The sequence below is a fragment of the Microbacterium aurantiacum genome (assembly GCF_021654035.1).
GTDB classification, from domain to species: domain Bacteria; phylum Actinomycetota; class Actinomycetes; order Actinomycetales; family Microbacteriaceae; genus Microbacterium; species Microbacterium aurantiacum.
This window is the reverse complement of sequence record NZ_JAJPDW010000001.1, coordinates 170,286-191,296: the sequence shown is the minus strand read 5'-3', so window position 1 is coordinate 191,296 and position 21,011 is coordinate 170,286. Positions and strand designations below refer to the sequence as shown.

The 21,011-nt window shown below is 72.4% G+C and carries 20 protein-coding genes and 1 pseudogene; 9 read left to right on the top strand and 12 right to left on the bottom strand.

Annotated features, from left to right (window positions below; translation table 11 throughout):
- Positions 1–108: 108 nt before the first annotated feature.
- Positions 109–993 (bottom strand): SDR family oxidoreductase, encoded by an 885-nt coding sequence (locus tag LTL01_RS00940; protein ID WP_236967031.1) that lies wholly within the window; start codon positions 991–993, stop codon positions 109–111.
- Positions 994–1,069: 76 nt separating this feature from the next.
- On the opposite strand from LTL01_RS00940, the gene LTL01_RS00935 reads away from it, so the two are divergent.
- The gene (locus LTL01_RS00935; RefSeq protein WP_082334576.1) at positions 1,070–1,849 is read left to right on the top strand and encodes a RibD family protein; all 780 of its coding nucleotides are present in this window, start codon (positions 1,070–1,072) and stop codon (positions 1,847–1,849) included.
- Between the two features lie 117 nt (positions 1,850–1,966).
- On the opposite strand, the pseudogene LTL01_RS14960 reads toward LTL01_RS00935, so the two are convergent.
- The 7 genes and pseudogenes from LTL01_RS14960 to LTL01_RS00900 form a co-directional block, all read right to left on the bottom strand.
- Positions 1,967–2,776 (bottom strand): annotated as a pseudogene (locus LTL01_RS14960) (lysylphosphatidylglycerol synthase domain-containing protein); the annotation flags it as partial.
- A gap of 14 nt (positions 2,777–2,790) precedes the next feature.
- Positions 2,791–3,648 (bottom strand): small ribosomal subunit Rsm22 family protein, encoded by an 858-nt coding sequence (locus LTL01_RS00925; protein ID WP_236967030.1) that lies wholly within the window; start codon positions 3,646–3,648, stop codon positions 2,791–2,793.
- Positions 3,603–4,661 carry a glycosyltransferase family 4 protein gene (locus LTL01_RS00920; RefSeq protein WP_236967029.1) on the bottom strand — a complete coding sequence of 353 codons (1,059 nt, stop codon included), beginning with the start codon at positions 4,659–4,661 and terminating at the stop codon, positions 3,603–3,605. The genes LTL01_RS00925 and LTL01_RS00920 overlap by 46 nt, the downstream gene beginning before the upstream one ends.
- A complete protein-coding gene (locus LTL01_RS00915; protein ID WP_236967028.1) occupies positions 4,636–5,025 on the bottom strand; it encodes a 6-pyruvoyl trahydropterin synthase family protein in 390 nt (129 codons plus the stop codon). The genes LTL01_RS00920 and LTL01_RS00915 overlap by 26 nt, the downstream gene beginning before the upstream one ends.
- A 32-nt stretch (positions 5,026–5,057) precedes the next feature.
- Positions 5,058–6,074, bottom strand: a complete 1,017-nt coding sequence (locus LTL01_RS00910; RefSeq protein WP_236967027.1) for a zinc-dependent alcohol dehydrogenase — start codon at positions 6,072–6,074, stop codon at positions 5,058–5,060.
- Positions 6,071–6,544, bottom strand: coding sequence for a DUF2231 domain-containing protein (locus LTL01_RS00905; RefSeq protein ID WP_053546858.1), 474 nt, complete (start codon positions 6,542–6,544; stop codon positions 6,071–6,073). The genes LTL01_RS00910 and LTL01_RS00905 overlap by 4 nt, the downstream gene beginning before the upstream one ends.
- Before the next feature lie 33 nt (positions 6,545–6,577).
- On the bottom strand, positions 6,578–7,315 hold the full coding sequence (locus LTL01_RS00900) for a CDP-alcohol phosphatidyltransferase family protein (RefSeq protein WP_236967026.1): 738 nt from the start codon (positions 7,313–7,315) through the stop codon (positions 6,578–6,580).
- A 78-nt stretch (positions 7,316–7,393) separates the two neighbouring features.
- On the opposite strand from LTL01_RS00900, the gene LTL01_RS00895 reads away from it, so the two are divergent.
- A complete protein-coding gene (locus LTL01_RS00895; protein WP_236967025.1) occupies positions 7,394–7,681 on the top strand; it encodes a hypothetical protein in 288 nt (95 codons plus the stop codon).
- Here the strand turns inward: LTL01_RS00895 and LTL01_RS00890 are convergent.
- Positions 7,638–8,720 (bottom strand): ATP-binding protein, encoded by a 1,083-nt coding sequence (locus LTL01_RS00890; RefSeq protein WP_236967024.1) that lies wholly within the window; start codon positions 8,718–8,720, stop codon positions 7,638–7,640. The two genes, LTL01_RS00895 and LTL01_RS00890, sit on opposite strands and share 44 nt — an antisense overlap.
- 113 nt (positions 8,721–8,833) lie before the next feature.
- Between LTL01_RS00890 and LTL01_RS00885 the strand changes: the two genes are divergently transcribed.
- Complete coding sequence (locus LTL01_RS00885; RefSeq protein ID WP_236967023.1) at positions 8,834–9,166, top strand: hypothetical protein; 333 nt, start codon at positions 8,834–8,836, stop codon at positions 9,164–9,166.
- A gap of 124 nt (positions 9,167–9,290) precedes the next feature.
- Here the strand turns inward: LTL01_RS00885 and LTL01_RS00880 are convergent, their stop codons facing one another.
- The 3 genes from LTL01_RS00880 to LTL01_RS00870 are packed head-to-tail and all read right to left on the bottom strand — an operon-like array spanning position 9,291 to position 12,266.
- On the bottom strand, positions 9,291–10,124 hold the full coding sequence (locus LTL01_RS00880) for an endonuclease/exonuclease/phosphatase family protein (RefSeq protein ID WP_236967022.1): 834 nt from the start codon (positions 10,122–10,124) through the stop codon (positions 9,291–9,293).
- Positions 10,124–11,233, bottom strand: a complete 1,110-nt coding sequence (locus LTL01_RS00875) for a PQQ-dependent sugar dehydrogenase (RefSeq protein WP_236967021.1) — start codon at positions 11,231–11,233, stop codon at positions 10,124–10,126. Before LTL01_RS00875 ends, LTL01_RS00880 begins: the two co-directional genes overlap by 1 nt.
- 13 nt (positions 11,234–11,246) lie before the next feature.
- Entirely contained in the window at positions 11,247–12,266 is a 1,020-nt protein-coding gene (locus LTL01_RS00870; RefSeq protein WP_236967020.1) for a zinc-dependent alcohol dehydrogenase family protein, read from the bottom strand.
- A 121-nt stretch (positions 12,267–12,387) separates the two neighbouring features.
- Between LTL01_RS00870 and LTL01_RS00865 the strand changes: the two genes are divergently transcribed.
- The 6 genes from LTL01_RS00865 to LTL01_RS00840 all read left to right on the top strand — a co-directional run bounded on the left by LTL01_RS00865 (position 12,388) and on the right by LTL01_RS00840 (position 20,883).
- Positions 12,388–14,064 carry an FAD-binding dehydrogenase gene (locus LTL01_RS00865; protein WP_236967019.1) on the top strand — a complete coding sequence of 559 codons (1,677 nt, stop codon included), beginning with the start codon at positions 12,388–12,390 and terminating at the stop codon, positions 14,062–14,064.
- A gap of 219 nt (positions 14,065–14,283) precedes the next feature.
- A complete protein-coding gene (locus LTL01_RS00860) occupies positions 14,284–15,927 on the top strand; it encodes an ABC transporter substrate-binding protein (RefSeq protein WP_236967018.1) in 1,644 nt (547 codons plus the stop codon).
- Positions 15,905–16,921 carry an ABC transporter permease gene (locus LTL01_RS00855; protein WP_236967017.1) on the top strand — a complete coding sequence of 339 codons (1,017 nt, stop codon included), beginning with the start codon at positions 15,905–15,907 and terminating at the stop codon, positions 16,919–16,921. Before LTL01_RS00860 ends, LTL01_RS00855 begins: the two co-directional genes overlap by 23 nt.
- Entirely contained in the window at positions 16,918–17,781 is an 864-nt protein-coding gene (locus LTL01_RS00850) for an ABC transporter permease (protein WP_236967016.1), read from the top strand. Before LTL01_RS00855 ends, LTL01_RS00850 begins: the two co-directional genes overlap by 4 nt.
- A 1-nt stretch (position 17,782) precedes the next feature.
- Positions 17,783–19,489: a dipeptide ABC transporter ATP-binding protein gene (locus LTL01_RS00845; protein ID WP_236967015.1), complete on the top strand. Its 1,707-nt coding sequence runs from the start codon at positions 17,783–17,785 to the stop codon at positions 19,487–19,489.
- Positions 19,486–20,883, top strand: coding sequence for an LLM class flavin-dependent oxidoreductase (locus LTL01_RS00840; RefSeq protein WP_236967014.1), 1,398 nt, complete (start codon positions 19,486–19,488; stop codon positions 20,881–20,883). Before LTL01_RS00845 ends, LTL01_RS00840 begins: the two co-directional genes overlap by 4 nt.
- Positions 20,884–21,011: the final 128 nt, after the last annotated feature.

The window sequence follows — 21,011 nt, the reverse complement described above, 5'->3', positions numbered from 1 at the left end:
ACGAATCCACCGTGTCGGGGTACTCCCCTTGGACCGTGTAACAGTAGGCGAAGACCCGCGCCGATGGCTGAGAATCTCCTGTGGAGGTGACCGGCAAGGGGCGGCGGGTCAGGCCAGCTGGAAGCCGCCGTCGCTGCTGATCACCTGGCCGACCACCCAGCTCCCCTCCGGCGACGCCAGCCACGAGATGAGCGCGGCCGGGTCCTCGGGACGACCGAACCTGCCGAACGGCGTCCCGGCGACGCGCGCGTCGAGGCCCTCGAGATCGCGATCTGCGGTCTCGGCATCCAGGTATCCGGTGTTGACCGGACCGGGATCGATCGTGTTGAGGACGATGCCGAGCTCGAGGAGCTCCGCCGCGACCGTCGTCGTCACGCCGGCCAGCGCCGCCTTGCTCGTGGCGTAGGCGACCTCGCCGCGCATGGGGCCGTGGATCTGACCGGATGTCATCCAATAGACGTGCCCGGTCGGACCCGCGTAAGGCCCGCCGCCGGCGATGCGGTCGCCCGGCCGCCGGGGCTCGGCGGGGGCGTGGTGGCGGGCCGCGAACGCCGAGGTGAGCAGAAGCGTCGCGCGCGTGTTGACGTCCCAGAACGCATCGAGGGTCTCCGGCGTCATGTCGAGGATGCTGCCGTCACCGCCGCTCCGGGCGTGGTTGCACACGAGGATCTCGATCGACCCGGTGATCGCGGCGGCGGCCTCGATCACCCGCGGGATCGCCGCGGCATCCGACAGGTCCGCCCCGATGTCGACGAGCTCGGCACCGGGCACGAGCTGGGAACGGATGCCGTCCCTCACCGCGTCGAGATCGTCGGCGCCCCATGGCTGCTCCTCGTCGTGGGCGCGGTGGTGGTGGATGACGATGTGCGCACCCCGGCGCGCGAACGCCGACGCGACGGCGTAGCCGATGCCGCGGCGCCGGGAGACGCCGGTGACGAGGGCGGTGCGGCCGAGGAGCGGGGCGTCGGAGTCAGGGGCGGAGCGGTGGGTCACGAGGGCCGAGTGTGGCACACAGGCAGGGACGCGTCGAGCCCACCCGCAGATCCGAGCGGGCGCTTACGCTGGGAGGATGCCGCCCACCACCGCCGGAGGACCGACGCCCTCATCGGCGAGCGGCGGCGCCCCCGATCCCGACGACCGCGCCTGGCGGCAGCTCCTCGCCGGCGACGAGCCCGCGTGCGCGCAGCTCGCGGAGATCTACACACCTCTGGTGGAGGCCCGTGGCCCCTTCGCCGTCGCTCAGCTCGGCCAGAGTCTCGACGGCTTCATCGCCGCCCGCACCGGAGACGCCTGCTATGTCACCGGCGAAGAGGATCGCCGCCACCTGCATCGCCTGCGGGCCCTCGTCGACGCCGTGGTCGTGGGCTGGCGCACCGTCGCCAACGACGACCCGCGCCTGACCGTCCGCGCCGTCGCCGGACCCAACCCCGTCCGGGTCGTTCTGGACGCGTCCGCGCGCATCCCCGCGGCATCCGTTCTCCTGCACGACGGCGCCGCCCCCACGCTCTGGCTGGTGGATGCCGAGACCCCGGTCGAGACGCAGGTCGGCCCGCACGTGCAGATCGTCCGCGTGCCGGAGCTGCGGTCGCTCACACCGCGCGAGATCCTCGCCGTGCTCGAGGCGCGAGGCCTCTCACGGGTGCTGATCGAGGGCGGGGGAGTGACGGTGTCGCGGTTCGTGGGCGACCACGCCCTCCGCTGGCTCTACCTCACCACCGCGCCGGTGCTCATCGGCGACGGCGTGCCCGGCATCCGCTTCGACGGAGAGGATCGTCTCGCCGACGCCCTCCGCGGACCGGTCCGCCGCTTCCCCCTCGGCGCGGACCTCTGCACCGAGTTCACCTTCTGACCCACGCGCGTTCTCGGACGACGCCCGGGCTCGACGACGTTCGCGCGCCCGACGCACCTCCCGCGCGCGCGGAAGGACGCGGACGGCGACGACGACGGCACCGGGAAGGGTCGACGCGAGCGCCAGGATGCCGTAGCCGATCGACACGGTGATGCCGAGCTCGGCGGTGGAGCCGGCGAGATCGAACGCCCACGCCGACGCCGCTTCGCGCGTGCCCCACCCGCCCACGCCGAGCGGGATCGACATACCCGCGATCGCGACCGCCGCCGTTCCGGGCAGGACGGAGAGGCTCAACGCGGGCGCCAGGGCCAGCGCCGAGACGACGAAGATCCCCGCGAACGCGGCCCACCCGGCGACGGCGAGCGCGACGACGGCGACCAGCTCGCGCGCCGACAGCTGCCGGAGCCACCGCCACGCGATCACGGAGACGAGCACCGCGATCCCCAGGCTTCCGAGCGCGAAGAGAGGGGCGGGGGCTGCGAGGGCGACTCCGGCGGCGAGGAAGACCACCGCGGTGCCGGCCAGGCGCTCCCCCGCCATCGCGGCGAATCCGCTCGCGAGGGCGCGGCGGCCGGCGCTCACGTCCGCGTCACTGCTGTCGTCCGCGGCGCGGAGCGCGTCTCCGGCGAGCCCACCGGGAAGCACGCTGTTGAGGAAGGAGGCCTGCCAACAGCGCGCTATCGCCGGTCCGAGCGGGATGCGGATCGCGTGATGACGCGCGACCACCCGCCAGCGGAGAGCCTGGACGACGACGCCGGCGGCGCCCAGCGCGATCCCGATCGGGTAGGCCCACCAGGGCAGCTGCGTCACCGCGTCCACGAGCGGCGCGAGACCGAAGCGCCACACCACGACGGCGAGGATGCCGGCGGTGACCACCACCTGGAGGAGCGCGACGAGGATCAGCCGACCTCGGCCTGGACCCGGCATCCGTCCGGCTCCGCTCACGCGGACGCGGGGAGGCTCAGGATGTCGGCGTGTCCGACGTGGACGACGAGCGCGCCCCGGTCGATCTGGGCCTGACGCTCCTCGCGCCAGGCGGTGACGAGGTCGGCGAGCGCGGGGGCGTGCTCGATCGCCACGTCGGCCCGATCGTGGAGGTAGCGCTGCACGAGCGCCGCCTGCTCGGCGGCGTCCAGACGCCACGGGGTCTCGGCGACCCGCACCCGCTGTCCGCGCTTACGGAGGAGCCCGGCGACATGGTCGACGGCGTCCGGACCGAGGAGGTCGTCGCGCCGCTGATGGGCGTCGAAGGCGTCGGTGATCGCGGTGTCGGCGGGGTGCGGCGGGTCGATCGACACCGCACCGGTGACGCTGAGGCTGAGGAGCGCCGCGGACCCGGTCCGGGCGATCGCGTCGACGAGGACCGCGGCATCCGCCGGGGAGAGGAGATCGAGGAGGGCGGCGCAGGTGAACAGCACGGGGCCCTCGTCCTCGGCGACGATGTCGGGGAGCTCGGCGACCGTGGCGATCCGACGCGTGAGCGAGGAGACCGAGGTCGGCGCGACGGGATCGACCGCGTCGATGAGATCGGCGTCGTGGTCGACGAGGATCCAGTGCTGCTCGAGCGGCACGAGGCGGTCGGCCAGCCACGCCTGGTTCGATCCGGTTCCGGCGCCGACGTCGATGACGCGGACCGGGGCGTCTTCCGTGCCGAGCGCGGCCACGGCTTCCGCCACGAGCGGGAGCGCCGCCTCGCGGGCGGTGTGATCGGCCTGGCGCCGCAGCGACAGCCAATCGGCGGGGACGGGACGGCTCACCATCGGAGCAGGTCCCGCAGCTGCGTCGCGGCGTGCGGCCATCCTCGAAGTCTAGACCGGGCATCGGATGCCGCGGCCCGCCAGGCGGCCCGGAGATCGGCGTCGTCGAGCCAGCGCGCGAGCGCGTCGGTCCACGCGTCCGGCTCGTCCGCGGGGAGAGCGAGGCCGGGGAGGGATCCGCCGGCGTCGGTCCCGGCGGCGAGGGCTTCGACCGCGCCCGTGCCCGAGGCGACGAGCGCCGGGATGCCGCGGGCGAGGGCCTCCGTCACGACCATGCCGTAGGGCTCGACGAGCGAGGGCAGCAGGAGCAGGTCGGCCTCGCGCCAGACGCGCTCGCGACGACGCCCCGTGACGGGTCCGACGACGCGCGCGCGATCGGCGCCGAGCGCCTCGACGGCGGCCTCGACCTCGGCGACATAGGGGTGCGCGGCGCGGGCAGGGCCGGCCACGACGACCTCCCAATCGCGCGCGCGCAGGGGGGCGAGCGTCGAGAGGGCGAGGAGCGCGTTCTTGCGCGGGGTCACCGCGCCGAGGATCAGCAGGCGCGGCGGCGCGCTCCCGGTGGCAGGGTCAGCGGCATCGACACCCGGTCGCACGACCTCCGCCGCGATGTCGTAGCGCGCCCGCAGGTCGTCGCGCGCCCACGCGCTCGTGCAGAGCACCAGGTCGGCCGCCTCCAGCGCCGCCCGCTCCCCGCGCGCGAGGGTGTCGGCATCCGCGTCGGAGAGACCGGATTCGGCGGGCAGTGGGAGGTGGACGAGGATCACGACACGGATGCCGGCCGCCGCGGCATCCGCGATCCGATCCGGAGCCGCGCACGCCACGATGCCGTCGACGACGACCTCCCGCGCCGAGGCGAGGGCGTCGTCGAGGGCGTCGAGATCGTCCTCCGTCGGGCGCGGCCAGGCCCCCGGGACGCGGTGTTCGACAACGGCGACGTCGTCCGCGCGGAGGGCCGCGATCATCGCGGCGTTGTAGGCGCTCCCGCCGCTCGGACCGCCGAGGTCGGCGGGGACGACGAAGACGCGGTCAGCGCCCAGCGACGTCGAGGTCATACGTCACCCACGCGTCGGGGTGCTCGCGCACGACGATGCCGATGCCGGTGATGCCCGCTGCCGGGTCGAGCCGCTCGGCGAGCGCCCGGGCGATGTGCGCGGCGACCGCCTCGGTGGTGCTGAGCGTGCCGGCGAACGCGGGGTGCTCGTCGAGGTTCGCGTACCGCAGCGGGTCGAGCACCTCGGAGAGGTGCCGGGAGGCCTCGCCGATGTCGATCACGACCGCGTGGTCGTCCAGGCGCGGGCTCCGCCAGGTCGCCTCGACGACGAGGGTCGCGCCGTGGAGACCCTGGGCGGGGCCGAAGAATTTGTCGGGCAGGCTGTGGGCGATCATGACGTGATCGCGGACGGTGAGTCCGAACATGGTGTCCTCTCGGAGGTCGGGGCGGGTCGGGTTCAGGGCGAGTCGGGGTACGCCACGACGACGCATCCGGGGCCGATGCGGCCGTCCTCCAGCGCGGCGTACGCATCGTCGATCTCGTCGAAGGCGACGTCGGCCGCGATGAGGGTGTCGAACGCGGGATCCGCGAGGAGCTCCAGCGCGGTCGCGAGACGGGCGGCCGGGTCGCGGCGCGCGCGCCGGGCGGCGCCGATCCGCGACACCTGGCTGGCGGTGATCCGCAGTCGGCGGGAGTGGAAATCCTCCCCGAGCGGTACGCGGGGTTCGCGCGCACCGAACCACGACATCTCCACGAGCTCCGCCTCGTCGCCGAGGAGTGCGAGGGCGGTCGCGAGCCCGGACTCGGATGCCGAGGCGTGGAAGACGAGGTCGCAGTCGCCCGTCGCGTCCTCGGGCGCCACGGTGTCGAGACCCGTCTCGGCCAGCTGCCGCCGGCGTGCGGCATCCGGATCCACGATCTGCAGCCGGGCGAGGGGGAAGCGGCGCAGGAGCAGGGCGACCGCCCCGCCCACGAGACCGCCGCCGACGACGGCGATGCGGTCGCCCGCGCAGGGCGGCGCGTCCCACAGCGCGTTGAGCGCCGTCTCCACCGTGCCGGTGAGCACCGCGCGGCGCGAGGGGACGGCGTCGGGAAGGGGCGTGAGCATGGACGCGTCGACGACGTAGCGGTCCTGGTGCGGGTGCAGGCAGAACACGCGACGCCCCACGAGGTCGGCGGGTCCGTCCTCGACGACACCGACGGAGAGGTAGCCGTACTTCACCGGGAAGGGGAAGTCGCCCTCTTGGAAGGGCGCGCGCATGCGCGCGTGCTGCGAGGGCGGGACGTCGCCGCGGCGGACGAGCAGCTCGGTGCCGCGGCTGATGCCGGTGTAGAGCGCCCGGACGCGGGCCTCCCCGGCGCGCGGAGACGGCAGGGTTTCGAGCCGGATCTCGCCGGCGCCGGGCGCGACGGACCAGTGGGCGCGCGCGGTGTGCTCGGCGTCGGTGGCCCTGTCGGTGTCGGTGTCGGTCATGCGGCGACCGCCGCGGCCACGCCCGACCACACTTCTTCCGCACCGGAGTGCCCGACGAGGAACGTGAAGACGCACGCGACGACGCCGGCCACGGAGGCGAGGATGCCGGTGACCCGCTCGGCGATAGAGCGACCGCGCGCGGGCGCGGTGCCCCGAGCCGCCGCCCGGTGAAGCAGCACGGCCTGGACGTACCACGCGACCGCGAGCACGCCGAAGACGATGGCCGCGGCGAGCGCGGGGTCGGCCCACGCCATGTGCTCGTACGGGGTGCCGACGATCTCGGCGAGAGCCGACCCCGAGCGGTGGGCGACGAAGAACGAGACGGTTCCCAGGAGCGCGAGCACCGCACCCACGGCGCCCACCTGCACGCGCACCCGCGCCCAGAACACCGCCGTGATCACCAGCACCGCGGCCAGCGGGACCAGGACGACGGCGGCGTGCACGACAAGGGGGTGAAGGGGCAGATCCATGACTCTCTCGTCCGGTCGGGGCGGAAAGCGGGCTCAGGCGCGCTCGAGCGCAATGATGTCACGCCCGAAGGACGCCGCCAGGAGCACCAGCGCGATCGCGGCCGACGCGGCGGCGAGGGGCACCGGCACGATCGGGATGAGCGCGACCAGAAGAGCGACGCCCTGGATCGCCGCGACCGTGCGGCGGAAGGAGCTGTAGGGGAGGTCGCCGCGGAGCTTCGGGCGGATCCAGGATGCCGCGACGAAGACGTAGCGCATCGCGCCGATCGCGAGCACCCACCAGCCCGCCGTCGGAGCCGCGAGGATCGACAGCACCAGCAGCAGCGCGGCGTCGGATTCCATGTCGAGGCGGGCGCCGGCATCCGTCGCCGTTCCGGTGCTCCGCGCGACCCACCCGTCGATCGCGTCGAGGAGGAGGGCCGCCCCGATCACGGCGGCGACCACCCACGTGCGGGCGGGGAGGCTGCCGGCGAGAACCAGGACGGTCGCCGCGGCGACGACGCCGGTGAGCCCGACACGGCCGAGGGTGACGCGGTCGGCCGGGGTGACCGCGCGCGGGCGGCGCCGGAGGATCGACACCGCGGCGACGCCGGGGACGATGAGCGCCGCGACCATCGCGAGGAGGATGACCAGGCCGTGCGGCGTATGCAGCAGGGCCCAGAGCGCCGCCGCGGCGAGCGGCACGAGGACGACCACACCGGCTTCGGCGACCCCGCCGAAGCGCGCCGGGTGCGCCGCCGAGGGGGCGTTCGCGAGGCGCAGCTGGGTCATGCAGTCACGATAATGCGGCCAGAACGGGGCAGGGCCGATCGAGGGGGATCTTTACCCGGGGGGTGCGCGAGGTCTACAATGCGCTCGCCCGCCCGGATCACGGGGCGGCGGCGGACCATCCGGATCGCAGCCCTCGTGCTCGTGCTGCCGGGGAGCAAGTTCCTGGTGCTGGAGCTCGTCGACCTCGTCTTCGGCGACGCAGTGCGCCTCGGCGGGTTCTTCGCCGTCACCGCGCTCATCATCGTTCTGATGCTCGCGCGCGGGGGCGTGCGGCGGCTGTTCGAGCGGGAGGGACCCGGTGTCTCTGCCGGAGCGGATGCCGTTACCGGAGCGGCACCGGGACGTCCGAGCCGCCCTCGACCGTGAGGCGCGCGCCCATCTGCACCAGCTGCGGGGCGGCCGTGAACCCGCCCGCGAAGATCGCCTGACCCTGACCGAACACCGGCGAGCGCATGAGGAGGTCCTGCGGGACGAAGCCGAACGACTCGGCGAGCGCGGCGAGGTCGTTCGGGGCGTTCATGCGCATGAGCGCGACGTTGTCGCATTGCGACAACGCGTTGGGGTGCACCTTCGACGGCCGCTGCGTGGACAGCACGAGCCAGAGCCCGAACTTCCGCCCCTCCGCGGCGATCTGCACGATGCGCTCGGTCAGCAGCCGGTCGGCGGGCGTCTGCGGATCCGGCGAGCAGAGGTTGTGCGCCTCGTCGATGACGATGAGGCGCGGCCGGCGCTGCTCGCGGTTCTGCCACAGGTGGTCGAGCACCGACAGGGCCGCGGCCTTGAACTCCCCCGGCTCGCGGAAGGCGCCGAGGTCGAGGACCGTCGCGTCGTGCTCCTCGTCGATGACGTCGGAGGCGTCGCGTCCGCCCCAGGCCCAGATATCCCAATCGAGGATGCCGAGGTTCTCCAGCCGCATCGCGAAGCGGCGGCGGTCGGGGTCGTCATCTCGGTGAAGCCAGCGCGCGAATTGCTCGGGCGTGGGGGTGTGGCCCTGGAACCGCTCGCTGACCCGCAGGGCCATGTTGAAGAACTCGGGATCCATCACCGGATCCAGGCGCATGATCGCCGCGCGGCTGCGGGTCGGAAGGTCGACGAAGCGGATCTTCAGCGGCTCGTCGCCGCCGGGGCCGAGGACACGGATGCTGCGCGAGGCCCACGCGGACGCGGCGGCGGGATCGGCATCCGTCCGTGTCTCGCCGAGCCGGACGAAGTCGGAGTTGGGATCGAGGATCACCACCGGCAGTCGCGTCGCACCGATGAGCTGCTCGAGCACGACCCCGAGCGCGTAGGTCTTGCCGGACCCGCTCTGCCCGCACCAGAACGTATGGCGGTTGAACTTCGTCGGCAGGAGCTCGGCAGGGTCGCCGGAATCGACCTGGGCGCCGATGATCAGTCGCGGATCCACGGGTCTCACGCTAGCGAAACCGGGGGTCCATGCCCATAGGATCGCACCGGGTCGCACCGGGTCGCACCGGATGGATCCGGATGGATCCGACGAGCTCCGACGAAGGGGACGACATGACCACGCCCGCACCGATGCCGGCGCCTGCGCGCCCGCGGCGCCGCCTCGACGTCCTCGGCCTGATCGCCGTGATCGTCGCCGCCCTCCTGCTCCTGCCCTCACTGGCGGTCTTCCTCATCGGGCTGATCCCCGAGATGAATGCGATCTGGTGGCTCGGGATCGTCCTCGTGCCGCTCCTCGCGATCGCCGGAAGCATCGCCCTGGTGCTGGGCGTGATCGGGGTGATCGTGGCCGTGCGGCGGGGGACGCGCTTCGTCCTGTCGATCATCGGCGGCGTGCTCGGCATCCTGATGCTCGTGCCTCTGGCGCTGATCTACCTGGGCCCCTGACCCCCTCCCCTGACCGCGTCCCCCGACCGCGAGCCCCGACCGCGAGACTGCATCCTCCGGTCGAGACTGCGTGCGCGACGTGCAGTCTCGACCGGAGGATGCAGTCTCGGTGTCAAGGGGGGCGTCAGGGAGGGGGCGGGAGGCGGAGGACGGCCTGGACGGGGAGGTGGTCGGACGGCCAGCGACCGCGCACGGACTCGCCGTTGATCGCGGCGATGTCGACCTCGTCCTCGAGACCCCCGCCGACCAGGATCCAGTCGATGCGACGGGCGTCGGCGCGGGGCCGCCGGTAGTTCGGCCGCGTCCCCCACTCCGGGGTGCGGCGCACTGCCGCCCGCGACCACGCGTCCGCCAGCAGGCCGTCGCCGAGGAGCACCCGGAGCGGACGCGACCCGGCTCCGGCGTTCAGGTCCCCGAGCACCACGACGGGGCGTCCGCCCTCGACCACCATCCGACGGATCTGCTCCGCCGACCGCATTCGCGCAAGCGGCGACACGTGATCGAAGTGGGTGTTGACGACGTCGCACACCGATCCGGTCGCCCGGTCGCGCAGGGTCGCGATCACCGCGGTCCGCGGCGCCGCGGCGAACCACCCGCGAGACCCCGGCACCTCGGGCGTCTCCGACAGCGCCACCTGCCGGTGCGCGAGGATGTCGAACCGCGCGGTGTCGACGAAGATCGGACACCCCTCGCCGCGCCCCTCGCGCTCGCGCCCCCGACCGAGACGCCGATAGGTCTCCCCGAGGGCGAGGGCCACGGCATCCGCCTGATCCGGTAGCGCCTCCTGGATGCCGAGCACGACCGGCCGCTCGGCACGGAGCACCTCGGCCACGAGCGAACGCCGACGCTCCCACCTGTCGGCGATCGGACCGCCGGGACGCGAGGAGCGCCTCCGGATGTTGAAGGTCATGATGTGGATGCCCGGCGCGGCGACGGGACCGATCACGGGGAGCGCCATCACCCGACCGCCACCGTCAGCAGCCGGTCGTCGCCGTCGCGCGGGCCGGAGCCGCGGCCGTCGGTGTTGCTCGTGAGGATCCACAGATCGCCGTCCGGCGCGGCGACGACGTCGCGGATCCGCCCGAGCTCCCCGACGTAGAACTCCGTCGCCGTCGACGGGTCGGCGACCGGAACGGCGCGCACCCGCTCGCCGCGCAGGTTCGCGATGAACACGGTGCCCTCGATGACGGCGATGCCGCTCGGGCTCGCCTCCGCGGTCGCCCACTGCTGCACCGGGTCGACGAAGTCCGCCCCGTCGCCCTGGCCCTCCACGACGGGCCAGCCGTAGTTCGCGCCGGGGGTGATGATGTTGAGCTCGTCCCACGTGTTCTGTCCGAACTCCGACGCGAAGAGCGTCCCGTCTTCCGCCCACGCGATGCCCTGCGGATTGCGGTGCCCGTAGCTGTAGACGAACGAGTCGGGGAACGGGTTGTCCGCCGGCACCGCGCCCTCCGGCGTCATCCGCAGGATCTTCCCGGCGAGCGAGTCGCGGTCCTGCGCGAGATCGGGCACGTTCGCGTCACCGGTCGTGACGTAGAGCATCCCGTCCGGGCCGATCGCGATCCGTCCCCCGTTGTGCGTGCGGGCGGAGGGGATGCCGTCGAGGAGGGTTTCCGCGTCACCGAGCGCGAGCGACCCCGGCGCTCCGGACACGTCGAACCGCTGCACGCGGTTGCCGTCCGGTCCGGTCGAGGACACGAAGAGCCCGTCGTCGCCGTCGGCGGCGACCCCGAGGAGCCCGCCCTCGCCGCCGAAGACGACGCCCGGCACCGTCCCGACCACGCGCGTGGAGTCCCCGACGATCTCGCGGATGTCGCCGGTGTCGCGTTCACTGACGAGCACCGCACCACCGACGACGGCGACCGACCACGGCGCCGCGAGGTCCGCCGCGACCGTCGCGGGCTCACCCTGCGGCACCACCGCCGCCGACTCCCCCGGCTCCGACGTCGACGGCGCGGACGAGGAGGGAGACACGGATCCCGCGCACCCCGCGAGCACGAACCCGCCCACGGCGAGCGCCGCCAGCGCGACACCGAGTCGGCGGGACGAGGTTCGGACGGCGAGCATCAGCGCACCGCCCTCAGACCGTCAGCAGGACTTTGACGGCCCGACGCTCGTCCATCGCGCGGTAGCCCTCGGCGGCCTCCTCGAGCGGCAGCACGAGGTCGAACACCACGCCCGGGTCGATCTCGCGGTCCCAGATGAGCCGGATGAGATCGGGGAGGAAACGCCGCACCGGAGCCGGTCCGCCGTGCAGGTGCACACCCGAGCGGAAGAGCTGGGACCCGTCGATCGCGACATCGTGCGACACCCCGACGAAGCCGACGTGCCCGCCGGCGCGGGTCGCGTGGATCGCCTGCATCATCGCCTCCTGGGTGCCCACAGCCTCGATGGTGGAGTGCGCGCCGAGTCCACCGGTGAGCTCCTTGATCCGGGCGACGCCCTCCTCGCCGCGCTCCTCGACAATGTCGGTGGCGCCGAACCGCCGCGCGAGGGCCTGCCGATCGGCGTGCCGCGACATCGCGATGATCCGTTCGGCGCCCAGCTCCTTCGCGGCGAGGATGCCGAGGAGTCCCACCGCACCGTCACCGACGACCGCGACGGTCTTCCCGGGGCCGACCTCCGCGGCGACCGCGGCGAACCAGCCCGTGCCGAGGACGTCGGATGCCGCCAGCAACGACGGAATCAGATCCGGGTCCGGCTGCCCGGGCGTCGCCACGAGCGTGCCATCGGCGAGGGGGATCCGCGCGTACTCCGACTGCGCCCCGCCCGGGGCTCCCTGCTGCCGGTGGACGCAGTGGGTCTGGTAGCCCGCGCGGCAGATCTCGCAGGTGTTGTCGGAGGCGAAGAACGATCCGACGACGAAGTCCCCGACGGCGAGGGTGCGGACGTCCGCACCGATCTCGGTCACCGTGCCGACGTACTCGTGCCCCATCGGCTGATGATCGACCGGCTCCGCGCCGCGATACGGCCAGAGGTCGGAGCCGCAGATGCAGGTCGCGGCGAGCTTGATGACGGCATCCGTCGGCTCGACGACCGTCGGGTGGTCGCGGTCTTCGACCCGGACGTCGCCGGGGGCGTGCATGATGACTCCGCGCATGGGGGACCTTTCGTGAGGAGGACGAGCGCGCCCGCCGCGGAGGCCACACGGAGCAGCAGCTGCGAGACGAGGACGGCACCCATGGGTCGAGTCTGCACGCCGGAGCGGCCATGATGGGCGGATGGACGCAGACGTCATCGTCGTCGGCGCGGGCCTGGCGGGCCTCGTCGCGACCAGCGAACTCGTCCGCGCGGGCAAGCGCGTGGCGATCGTCGAGCAGGAGAACGGTCAGAACCTCGGCGGGCAGGCCTTCTGGTCGTTCGGCGGGCTCTTCCTCGTCGACTCCCCCGCGCAGCGCCGCCTCGGGGTGAAGGACTCGTTCGATCTCGCGTGGCAGGACTGGCAGGGTTCCGCCGGCTGGGACCGCCTCGACGGCGATCACCCCGAAGACGAGTGGGCGCAGCGGTGGGGGCGCGCGTACGTCGAGTTCGCGGCCACCGAGAAGCTCCCGTGGCTGCGGGAGCACGGCATCCGCTTCGCGCCTGTCCTCGGCTGGGCCGAGCGCGGCGACGGCACCGCGGGCGGTCACGGCAACTCCGTCCCCCGGTTCCATGTCGCGTGGGGGACGGGCACCGGGATCTCCGAGCCGTTCGCCGACCGGGCGCGGGAGGCGATGGCCTCCGGCCTCGTCCGCCTGCACTCGCGCCACCGGGTCGACGGGCTGATCGTGGAGAACGGCGCGGTCGTCGGGGTAAACGGTACGCGGCTCGCGCCCGACGACGCCGCGCGCGGCATCCGTTCGAATCGCGAGCCGATCGGGGCGTTCGAGCTCCGCGCGCAGGCGGTCGTGCTCGCCACCGGCGGCATCGGCGGCGACCACGACCTGGTGCGGAAATGGTGGCCCGAGCGCCTCGGGACACCGCCGCGCTCGATGGTCACCGGCGTCCCGCACCACGTCAACGGACGGATGCTGGACATCGCCGACGCCGCGGGTGCCCGCCTGGTCAACCGCGATCGCATGTGGCACTACACCGAGGGCATCCGCAACTGGGATCCGATCTGGCCGGGGCACGCGATCCGCATCCTCCCCGGGCCATCGTCGATGTGGCTGGATGCGCGCGGGAGGCGCCTCCCCGCGCCCGGGCTCCCCGGCTACGACACGCTCGGGACGCTGAAGCTCCTGCGGACCACCCCCGACCTCGCCGAGTTCGACCACTCGTGGTTCATCCTCACCGAGAAGATGCTCGAGAAGGAGTTCGCCCTCTCGGGGTCGGAGCAGAACCCCGACATCACGAACCGCGACTACCGCCTGCTGATCAAGAGCCGACTCGGCCGCGGGGCGCCTCCCCCGGTGCGCGCCTTCCGCGACCTCGGGCCCGATTTCGTCACCGCCACGACCGTCCGTGACCTCGTGGCGAGGATGAACGCGCTGACCGACGACCCGATCCTCGACGCCGATCACATCGAGCGGCAGATCCGCCAGCGCGACGCCGAGATCGCCAACCCGTTCTCGAAGGACCAGCAGGTGATCGGCATCCACAACAGCCGCCGCTTCCTCGGCGACCGTCTCACCCGGACGGCGAAGCCCCACCGGCTGCTCGACCCGAAGGCCGGCGGACTCGTCGCGGTGAAGCTGCACATCCTCACCCGCAAGTCGCTCGGCGGCATCCAGACCGACCTCGAAAGCCGCGTGCTCGCCCCGGACGGATCGCGGATGCCGGGTCTCTACGCCGTCGGCGAGGCCGCGGGCTTCGGCGGCGGCGGCGCTCACGGTTACAACGCGCTCGAGGGGACGTTCCTCGGCGGCTGCATCTTCACCGGCCGCGCCGCCGGGCAGTCGCTCGTCGCGCGGCTCTAGGCGGGGGTGCGCGCGGCGCGGGCGGCGTTCATGTGGCAGCACTGGCCGCCTCCCCCACGCTGAGGCGGCCACAACTGCCACCCGAACGGCGCATGACGCCGGATGACGCGGAATGACACCGCGTGACGCCTTTCGACGGCGTGTGTCGGCGCGGATCGAGGACGACGCCCGGGTTCTTCACACTCGGGCTGAACCTGTCCTCCGTACCCGGGAACGCCGATGCCCTCTCGCCGTCACCGCCTGCTGCCGCTCACCGCCGCCGCCGCGTCCCTCGCCCTCCTCTCCCTCACCGCCTGCAGCACGGGCGCCACCGCACCGGGTCCCGACGCCGCGCCCGTCGAGGGCGGCACGATCGTGTACGCCCACCAGCAGGAGCCCTCGTGCATCTTCGGCGGCTGGATCGAGCAGGCCTACATCTCGTACCAGGTGCTCGACAGCCTCTTCTCCCTCGACGAGGACGGCGAGGTCGTGCCGTGGCTCGCCGAGGAGTGGGAGGTCTCGGACGACCGTCTGACCTACGAGATCACCCTCAAGGAGGGTGTCTCCTTCACCGACGGATCCCCGGTGGACGCCGAGGCGATCGCCTACAACTTCGACTACTGGGTGGAGGGCGGCAACAGCACCGCCGCGGTGTGGCTCGGCGGGTACTACGACCGCGCCGAGGCGATCGACGAGCTCACCGTTGCGGTGCACCTGTCGCGCCCGTACACGAACTTCATCCAGAACCTCACGCAGGGGTACTTCGGCATCCAGTCGCACGAGGCCCTGGAGACCCGTACGGACGAGGAGAACTGCGCGGCGCCGATCGGATCGGGCGCATTCACGGTCGAGGAGTGGAACCGCGGGCAGAACGTCATCCTCGCCCGCAACGAGGCGTACACGTCCTGGCCGGCCAATGCGCAGCACACCGGGCCCGCGCTCGTCGAGAAGGTCGACTGGCGGTTCGTCTCCGACCCGACCACGCGGGTGGCGGCGCTGCAGTCCGGCGAGGCCGACCTCATCTACGACGTCCCGGCCACCTCGTGGCAGAGCCTCGACGATGCGGGCTACACGCTCGAGAAGTACGTCACCGCCGGTCGTCCTCAGCAGATCTCCTTCAACACCATGCAGGGACCGTTCGTGGACGAGGACGTGCGGAAGGCCTTCGCGTACGCGCTCGACCGCCGCACCATCGTCGAGACGATCGGGCAGGGCGTCATCCCGTTCGAGGGGAATGGCGCGGTCAGCCAGGCGACGCCCGCGTACAGCCAGGCGGCAGCCGACACCTACGACTACGACCCCGCGCAGGCGGTGGCGCTGCTGGAGGGAGCCGGCTGGACCGAGGTGAACGACGAGGGATATCGCGTGAAGGACGGCGAGGTCCTCGAAGCGCTCCTCCCGTACGGCGCGGGGTCCATCATCAACACCGACGGCGCGTCGATCCTCCAGGCGGTGCAGGAGCAGGCCAAGGCCGTCGGGTTCAAGGTGGAGCTCCTCCCCCTGAGCACCGCCGAGCTCTGGGGCGGGAAGTACAGCACGCCCGACGCGTACGACCTGTCGGTCGGGTACTGGACGGCCATCAATTCCGGCATCCTCTACATCAACTGGCGTCCGAGCACCGAAGACAACCCGAACTACTCCAACAGTTCCTTCTACGCGGATGCCGAGCTCGAGGCGCTGATCCTCGCGGCCAACTCCGAGCCCGACGCCGAGACCCAGGCCGATCTCTACGCCCAGGCCCAGGAGCTCATCGCCGACCGCGCGACCTCGATCGGTCTCTACGCGCGCCTCAGCACCCTCGCGGTGAGCCCCGGGCTGCGGGGGGTCTGGCAGGAGAACGCACAGGGAGGACCGACGTTCTATGACGCTCACTTCGTCGAATGAGGCGGTGGCCGGGGTTCTCGGGACCCCGGCCACCCGCCCCGCGGGCGACCCCGCCCGCCGCATCCGCGCGGTCCTCTCCGCCTTGGTCCGAGCCGTCATCGTGCTGTGGGGTGCGGCGACCGCGGCCTACCTCGCCCAGCTCGCCCTGCCGGGAGACCGCGCGACCGCGATCCTGAACATCCGCACGGGACAGGCGCAGCAGCGCACCCCGGAGGAGCTCGCGCCGATCATCGCGCAGTTCGGCCTCGATGATCCCGTGATCACGCAGTATCTGACGTATCTCGGCGGTCTCGTGCGCGGCGACCTCGGCACCTCGTACCAGCAGTTCCGTCCCGTCGGCGACATCATCGGCGAGCAGCTCGGCGCCACCCTCGCCCTGACCCTTTCGGCGATCGCCCTCTCGTGGATCATCATGGTGTTCTGGGTGACCCTCACCGCCGGTCGTGGACCGCGGGTCAGGTCGCTCGGCTCCGGCGCCGACACCGCCGCGGCGGGACTCCCGCCGTACTGGCTCGGCATCCTGCTGCTCCTCGTCTTCGCACTGCACCTGCGCTGGTTTCCGGTGATGGGCGGCACGGGGCTCGCGGGGCTCGTCCTTCCCGCACTCACCCTCGCCATCCCGCTCGCCGGGTTCATGGGACAGGCCACGCGCACGGAGTTCGAGAAGACACTGCGCCAGCCGTTCATCCTCAGCGCCCGGCTCCGCGGCGCCGGCGACCTGAGCGTGCGCCTGCGGCACGTCCTGCGCCACGCCGCCCTCCCCGCCCTCACCCTCACCGGCTGGGCGCTCGGGGCGACGATCTCGGGCGCGGTCATCGTCGAGGCGATCTTCTCCCGGCCCGGGATCGGCGAGACCCTCGTCGCCGCGGTCGGATCGCAAGACCTTCCCGTCGTAACCGGCATCGTCGTGCTCGTCGCCCTCGTCTACGTCGTCGCGAATCTGCTCGTGGACCTGCTGTACTCCGTCGTCGACCCGAGGATCACCACGTCATGACCGTCTCCGACATCGCCCCGCCCCGCCCCGGCGCTCCGGCTGATCGGAAGAGGACACCCCGACCGGCATGGGGGCTCATCGTCTCGCTGGTCGTCCTCGGCCTGTTCGCCCTCGCCGCCGTCGCGCCCGCCGTGCTGGCGACGCACTCCCCGACCGCGCAGGACTTCGCCAACGCGCTGCGGCCGCCGTCGGCGCAGTTCTGGTTCGGCACCGACGAAGGAGGGCGCGACCTCTATAGCCGGGTCGTCTACGGCACCCGGGAGTCCCTGCTGATCGGCGTCGGCGCCGCGGGGCTCGCGATGGTGATCGCGGTCGTGTTCGGGTCGGTCGCCGCACTCGGCGACCGGGTCACCGCAGCCGTCGTCAACCGCGTGATCGAGGTCGCCTTCGCGTTCCCGATCCTCCTGTTCGCCCTGCTCATGGTCGCCATCCTCGGCCCGTCCGCGGGGACGGCGATCCTCGCGGTCGGCATCAGCACCGCACCGGGCTACGCGCGCATGGTGCGCGGTCAGATCCTCGCCGAGCGGAACGCCGGCTACGTCGAAGCGGCCCGGGCACTCGGCCACCCGCGCGGTCGCATCATCGGCCAGCACATCCTGCCGAACGCCATGCGGCCCCTCGTCGCCCTGTTCACGATGTCGATCGGGCAGTCGATCGTCTGGGCGTCGGGACTCGCGTTCCTGGGACTCGGCGTCGCGCCGCCCTCCTCGGAGTGGGGAGCGCTGCTGGACGCCGGCCGCGCGTACCTCCTGCAGGCGCCGTGGCTCACCTTCATCCCGGGAGCCGTGATCCTCGTGCTCGCCCTCGCCGCGACCACCGTGGGCCGCCGCATCCAGAACCACCTCGAGAAAGCGCAGTGACATGACCCTTCTCGGCATCAGCGAGACCAGTGACCTCGCCCGAGCAGACCTGCCCGAGCCCCGCCTGGCGGTCGAGGGTCTCACCGTCGGGTTCACGCGCGACGGTCGGCACCGCAGCGTCGTGCGCGACGTCAGCTTCTCCCTTCCGGCCGGTCACTGCCTGGCGATCGTGGGCGAGTCGGGGTCGGGCAAGAGCGTGACCGCCCGCACCCTTGTCGGCCTCACCGGCGAGGGGTCGGTCATCGAGCGCGGCAGCGCGCGCCTGGACGACCTCGACCTGACCCGGCAGTCGGAGGCCGGCTGGCGCGGCATCCGGGGTCGGCGCATCGGGTTCATCCAGCAGGACGCGCTGGTCTCGCTCGATCCGCTGCGCCCGGTGGGCGCCGAGATCGACGAAGCCCTGCGCCTCCACGGGTGGGGCGACCGCGCGTCGCGGCGGCGCAAGGTCGTAGACCTCCTCACGGATGTCGGGGTGCCCCGCCCGGAGCTGCGCGCGCGTCAGCGCCCGGGGCAGCTCTCGGGGGGCCTGCGCCAGCGGGCGCTCATCGCCTCGGCGCTCGCGTGGGATCCGGATCTCGTGATCGCCGACGAACCGACGACCGCCCTCGACGTCACCGTGCAGGCGCAGGTGCTCGATCTCCTCGGCGACATGAAGCGCCGCGGCACGGCCCTCCTGCTCATCAGCCACGACCTGTCCGTGGTCGCCGAACTCGCGGACGAGATCCTGGTGATGCAGGGAGGTGACGTCGTCGAGCAGGGACCGGCGGAGGAGGTGCTGCAGTGGCCGCGGCATCCGTACACGCGTCGACTGATCGCGGCCGTCCCGAGCGGGCGGACCCGCGGCGAACGCCTCGCGCCCGACACCGCGACTCCTCCGGACCTGCACCTCGTGCGCGCACACACCGACACCGCCCGGGTCGATCCGGTGCTCGACGCGCGCGGACTGACGCGCCGTTTCACCGCGCCCGACGGGTCGCGCACCATCGCCGTCGACGACGTCTCCTTCGCCCTCCGCCGGGGCGAGACGCTCGGGATCGTCGGCGAGTCCGGCTCGGGCAAGAGCACGACGGCGCGGATCGCGCTGGCCCTCGAAGACGCCGACGAGGGGGAAGTCACCCTCCTCGGTCGAGCCTGGTCGGCCGTGCCGGAGCGCCGCCGCAGAGACCTGCGCCGACGTATCGCGGTCGTCTATCAGGATCCGCTGAGCTCGTTCGATCCGCGGTGGAACGTGGAGCGCATCCTCGTCGACGCGATCGGCGCCGATGTGCGCGGACGCGACGCGCGACGCGCCCGCGCCGCAGACCTGCTGGCACAGGTCGCCCTGCCGCCCGAGACCCTCGAACGGTCGCCGATCCGCCTCTCCGGCGGTCAGCGCCAGCGGGTCGCGATCGCGCGGGCGCTTGCGACGTCGCCCGAGATCATCGTCCTCGACGAGGCGGTGTCGGCCCTCGACGTGTCCGTCCAGGCGCAGATCCTCGACCTCCTGGTCACGCTGCAGGACGAGTACCACCTGAGCTACCTGTTCATCTCGCACGATCTCGGCGTCATCCACCACATGAGCGACCGGGTGCTGGTGATGAAGGACGGGCGCGTGCTCGAGGAGGGCGCGTCCGAGCAGATCTTCACCGATCCGCAGCATCCGTACACGCAGGAGCTCGTCCGCTCCCTGCCCAACCTCGACGACCCCCGGAACGGAGTCCCCGCATGACCACCCCTCTGCACTTCAACGCCTTCGTGATGAACACGAACTCCCACATCCAGCACGGCCACTGGCGCCGCCCCGAGGCGCAGCAGGTCGACTTCGAGAACGTCGACCTCTGGATCGACCTGGCGCGCCTCCTGGAAGAGGCGAAGTTCGACGCGATGTTCTTCGCCGATGTCACCGGGCACTACGGCGACGCGGATGCCGACTTCGAGGTCTACGCCCGGCACGGGCTGCAGATCCCGAGCAACGATCCGACCGTGCTCCTCGGCGCCCTCGCGGTCTCGACGCGCGAGATCGGGCTCGCCCTGACCTCGAACGTCGCGCAGAACCACCCCTACAACTTCGCCCGCCAGGTCTCGACCCTCGATCACATCTCCCGCGGACGCATCGCGTGGAACATCGTCACCGGCACCCAGGACAACGGTGCGCGCAACTTCGGCCTGCCGCAGCTGACCGATCACAGCGAGCGCTACCGCTGGGCCGAGGAGTACGTCGACGTCGTCTACAAGCTGTGGGAGGGGTCGTGGGACGACGGGGCGGTGCTCAAGGACAAGGCGTCCGGCGTCTACGCCGACGCGACGAAGATCCACAAGATCTACCACGAGGGCGAGCGCTACCGCGTCGAGGGCCCGCACCTGCCCGCCCCGTCCCCGCAGCGCACACCGCTGCTGTTCCAGGCCGGGTCGTCGGCATCCGGTCGGGAGTTCGCGGCGCGCAACGCGGAGGCGACCTTCATCATCGCCCCGACCCCGGAGATCGCGCGGCGGCAGATCGAGGACACCCGCCGCCTGGCCGTCGAGGCGGGACGCGAGCCCGGCGACATCAAGTTCTTCCAGGGGCTCAGCTTCATCATCGGCGACTCCGAGGAGGAGGCCCGCGAGAAGGCCACCGAATACGACCGCTACTCGAGCACCGAGGGGTACCTCGCCCACTCCGCGCTGGTCGACAAGTTCGGCCGCGTGTACGACCCCTCGACTCCGATCAAGGACATCGACACGAACACCGCACGCGGATTCCTCTCGTGGGTGTCGCAGGCGGTGACCGATCGCGAGCCCATCGTCGGGGACGTCGCGATCCTCGGTCGCCGCAGCTCGCGCGTCATCGGCACGCCGGGGCAGATCGCCGATCGTCTGGCCGAGTGGCAGGCGGCGGGGGTGGACGGCATCAACGTCATCAACTGGGTGCTGCCGGGATCCTTCGAGGAGTTCGCCGAGAAGGTCCTGCCGGTGCTGCGCGAGCGCGGGCTGGCGCAGTCGGAGTACGGCGCCGGACCTCTGCGGCAGAAGCTCTTCGGCGCTCCGCTGCTCAACGACCGGCACCCGGCGGCCCGCTATCGCGGCGCGTTCGCCACGGGCGCGCAGTCGTGGGAGGAAGCGCGCGCCCTCAGCACCGTCTGAGCCTCGGCCGGGGGTGCGGGTCGTCGTTCGGGTGGCAGGTGTGGCCCCCTCGTCGCGCGCGAAGGGGCCACGACCGCCACCTGGACGACGGATGCCGCGGTCGCACTCGACGGCGCGGATGTACACCG

Coding starts and splice junctions, on each gene's coding strand:
- LTL01_RS00925 (WP_236967030.1), bottom strand. CDS start 3,648: ATGGCCGCACGCCGCGACGCAGCTGCGGGACCTGCTCCGATGGTGAGC.
- LTL01_RS00895 (WP_236967025.1), top strand. CDS start 7,394: ATGCGCTCGCCCGCCCGGATCACGGGGCGGCGGCGGACCATCCGGATC.
- LTL01_RS00860 (WP_236967018.1), top strand. CDS start 14,284: ATGCCCTCTCGCCGTCACCGCCTGCTGCCGCTCACCGCCGCCGCCGCG.
- LTL01_RS00870 (WP_236967020.1), bottom strand. CDS start 12,266: ATGCGCGGAGTCATCATGCACGCCCCCGGCGACGTCCGGGTCGAAGAC.
- LTL01_RS00865 (WP_236967019.1), top strand. CDS start 12,388: ATGGACGCAGACGTCATCGTCGTCGGCGCGGGCCTGGCGGGCCTCGTC.
- LTL01_RS00875 (WP_236967021.1), bottom strand. CDS start 11,233: ATGCTCGCCGTCCGAACCTCGTCCCGCCGACTCGGTGTCGCGCTGGCG.
- LTL01_RS00935 (WP_082334576.1), top strand. CDS start 1,070: ATGCCGCCCACCACCGCCGGAGGACCGACGCCCTCATCGGCGAGCGGC.
- LTL01_RS00910 (WP_236967027.1), bottom strand. CDS start 6,074: ATGACCGACACCGACACCGACAGGGCCACCGACGCCGAGCACACCGCG.
- LTL01_RS00885 (WP_236967023.1), top strand. CDS start 8,834: ATGACCACGCCCGCACCGATGCCGGCGCCTGCGCGCCCGCGGCGCCGC.
- LTL01_RS00840 (WP_236967014.1), top strand. CDS start 19,486: ATGACCACCCCTCTGCACTTCAACGCCTTCGTGATGAACACGAACTCC.
- LTL01_RS00845 (WP_236967015.1), top strand. CDS start 17,783: ATGACCCTTCTCGGCATCAGCGAGACCAGTGACCTCGCCCGAGCAGAC.
- LTL01_RS00920 (WP_236967029.1), bottom strand. CDS start 4,661: ATGACCTCGACGTCGCTGGGCGCTGACCGCGTCTTCGTCGTCCCCGCC.
- LTL01_RS00850 (WP_236967016.1), top strand. CDS start 16,918: ATGACCGTCTCCGACATCGCCCCGCCCCGCCCCGGCGCTCCGGCTGAT.
- LTL01_RS00900 (WP_236967026.1), bottom strand. CDS start 7,315: ATGACCCAGCTGCGCCTCGCGAACGCCCCCTCGGCGGCGCACCCGGCG.
- LTL01_RS00855 (WP_236967017.1), top strand. CDS start 15,905: ATGACGCTCACTTCGTCGAATGAGGCGGTGGCCGGGGTTCTCGGGACC.
- LTL01_RS00915 (WP_236967028.1), bottom strand. CDS start 5,025: ATGTTCGGACTCACCGTCCGCGATCACGTCATGATCGCCCACAGCCTG.
- LTL01_RS00880 (WP_236967022.1), bottom strand. CDS start 10,124: ATGGCGCTCCCCGTGATCGGTCCCGTCGCCGCGCCGGGCATCCACATC.
- LTL01_RS00905 (WP_053546858.1), bottom strand. CDS start 6,544: ATGGATCTGCCCCTTCACCCCCTTGTCGTGCACGCCGCCGTCGTCCTG.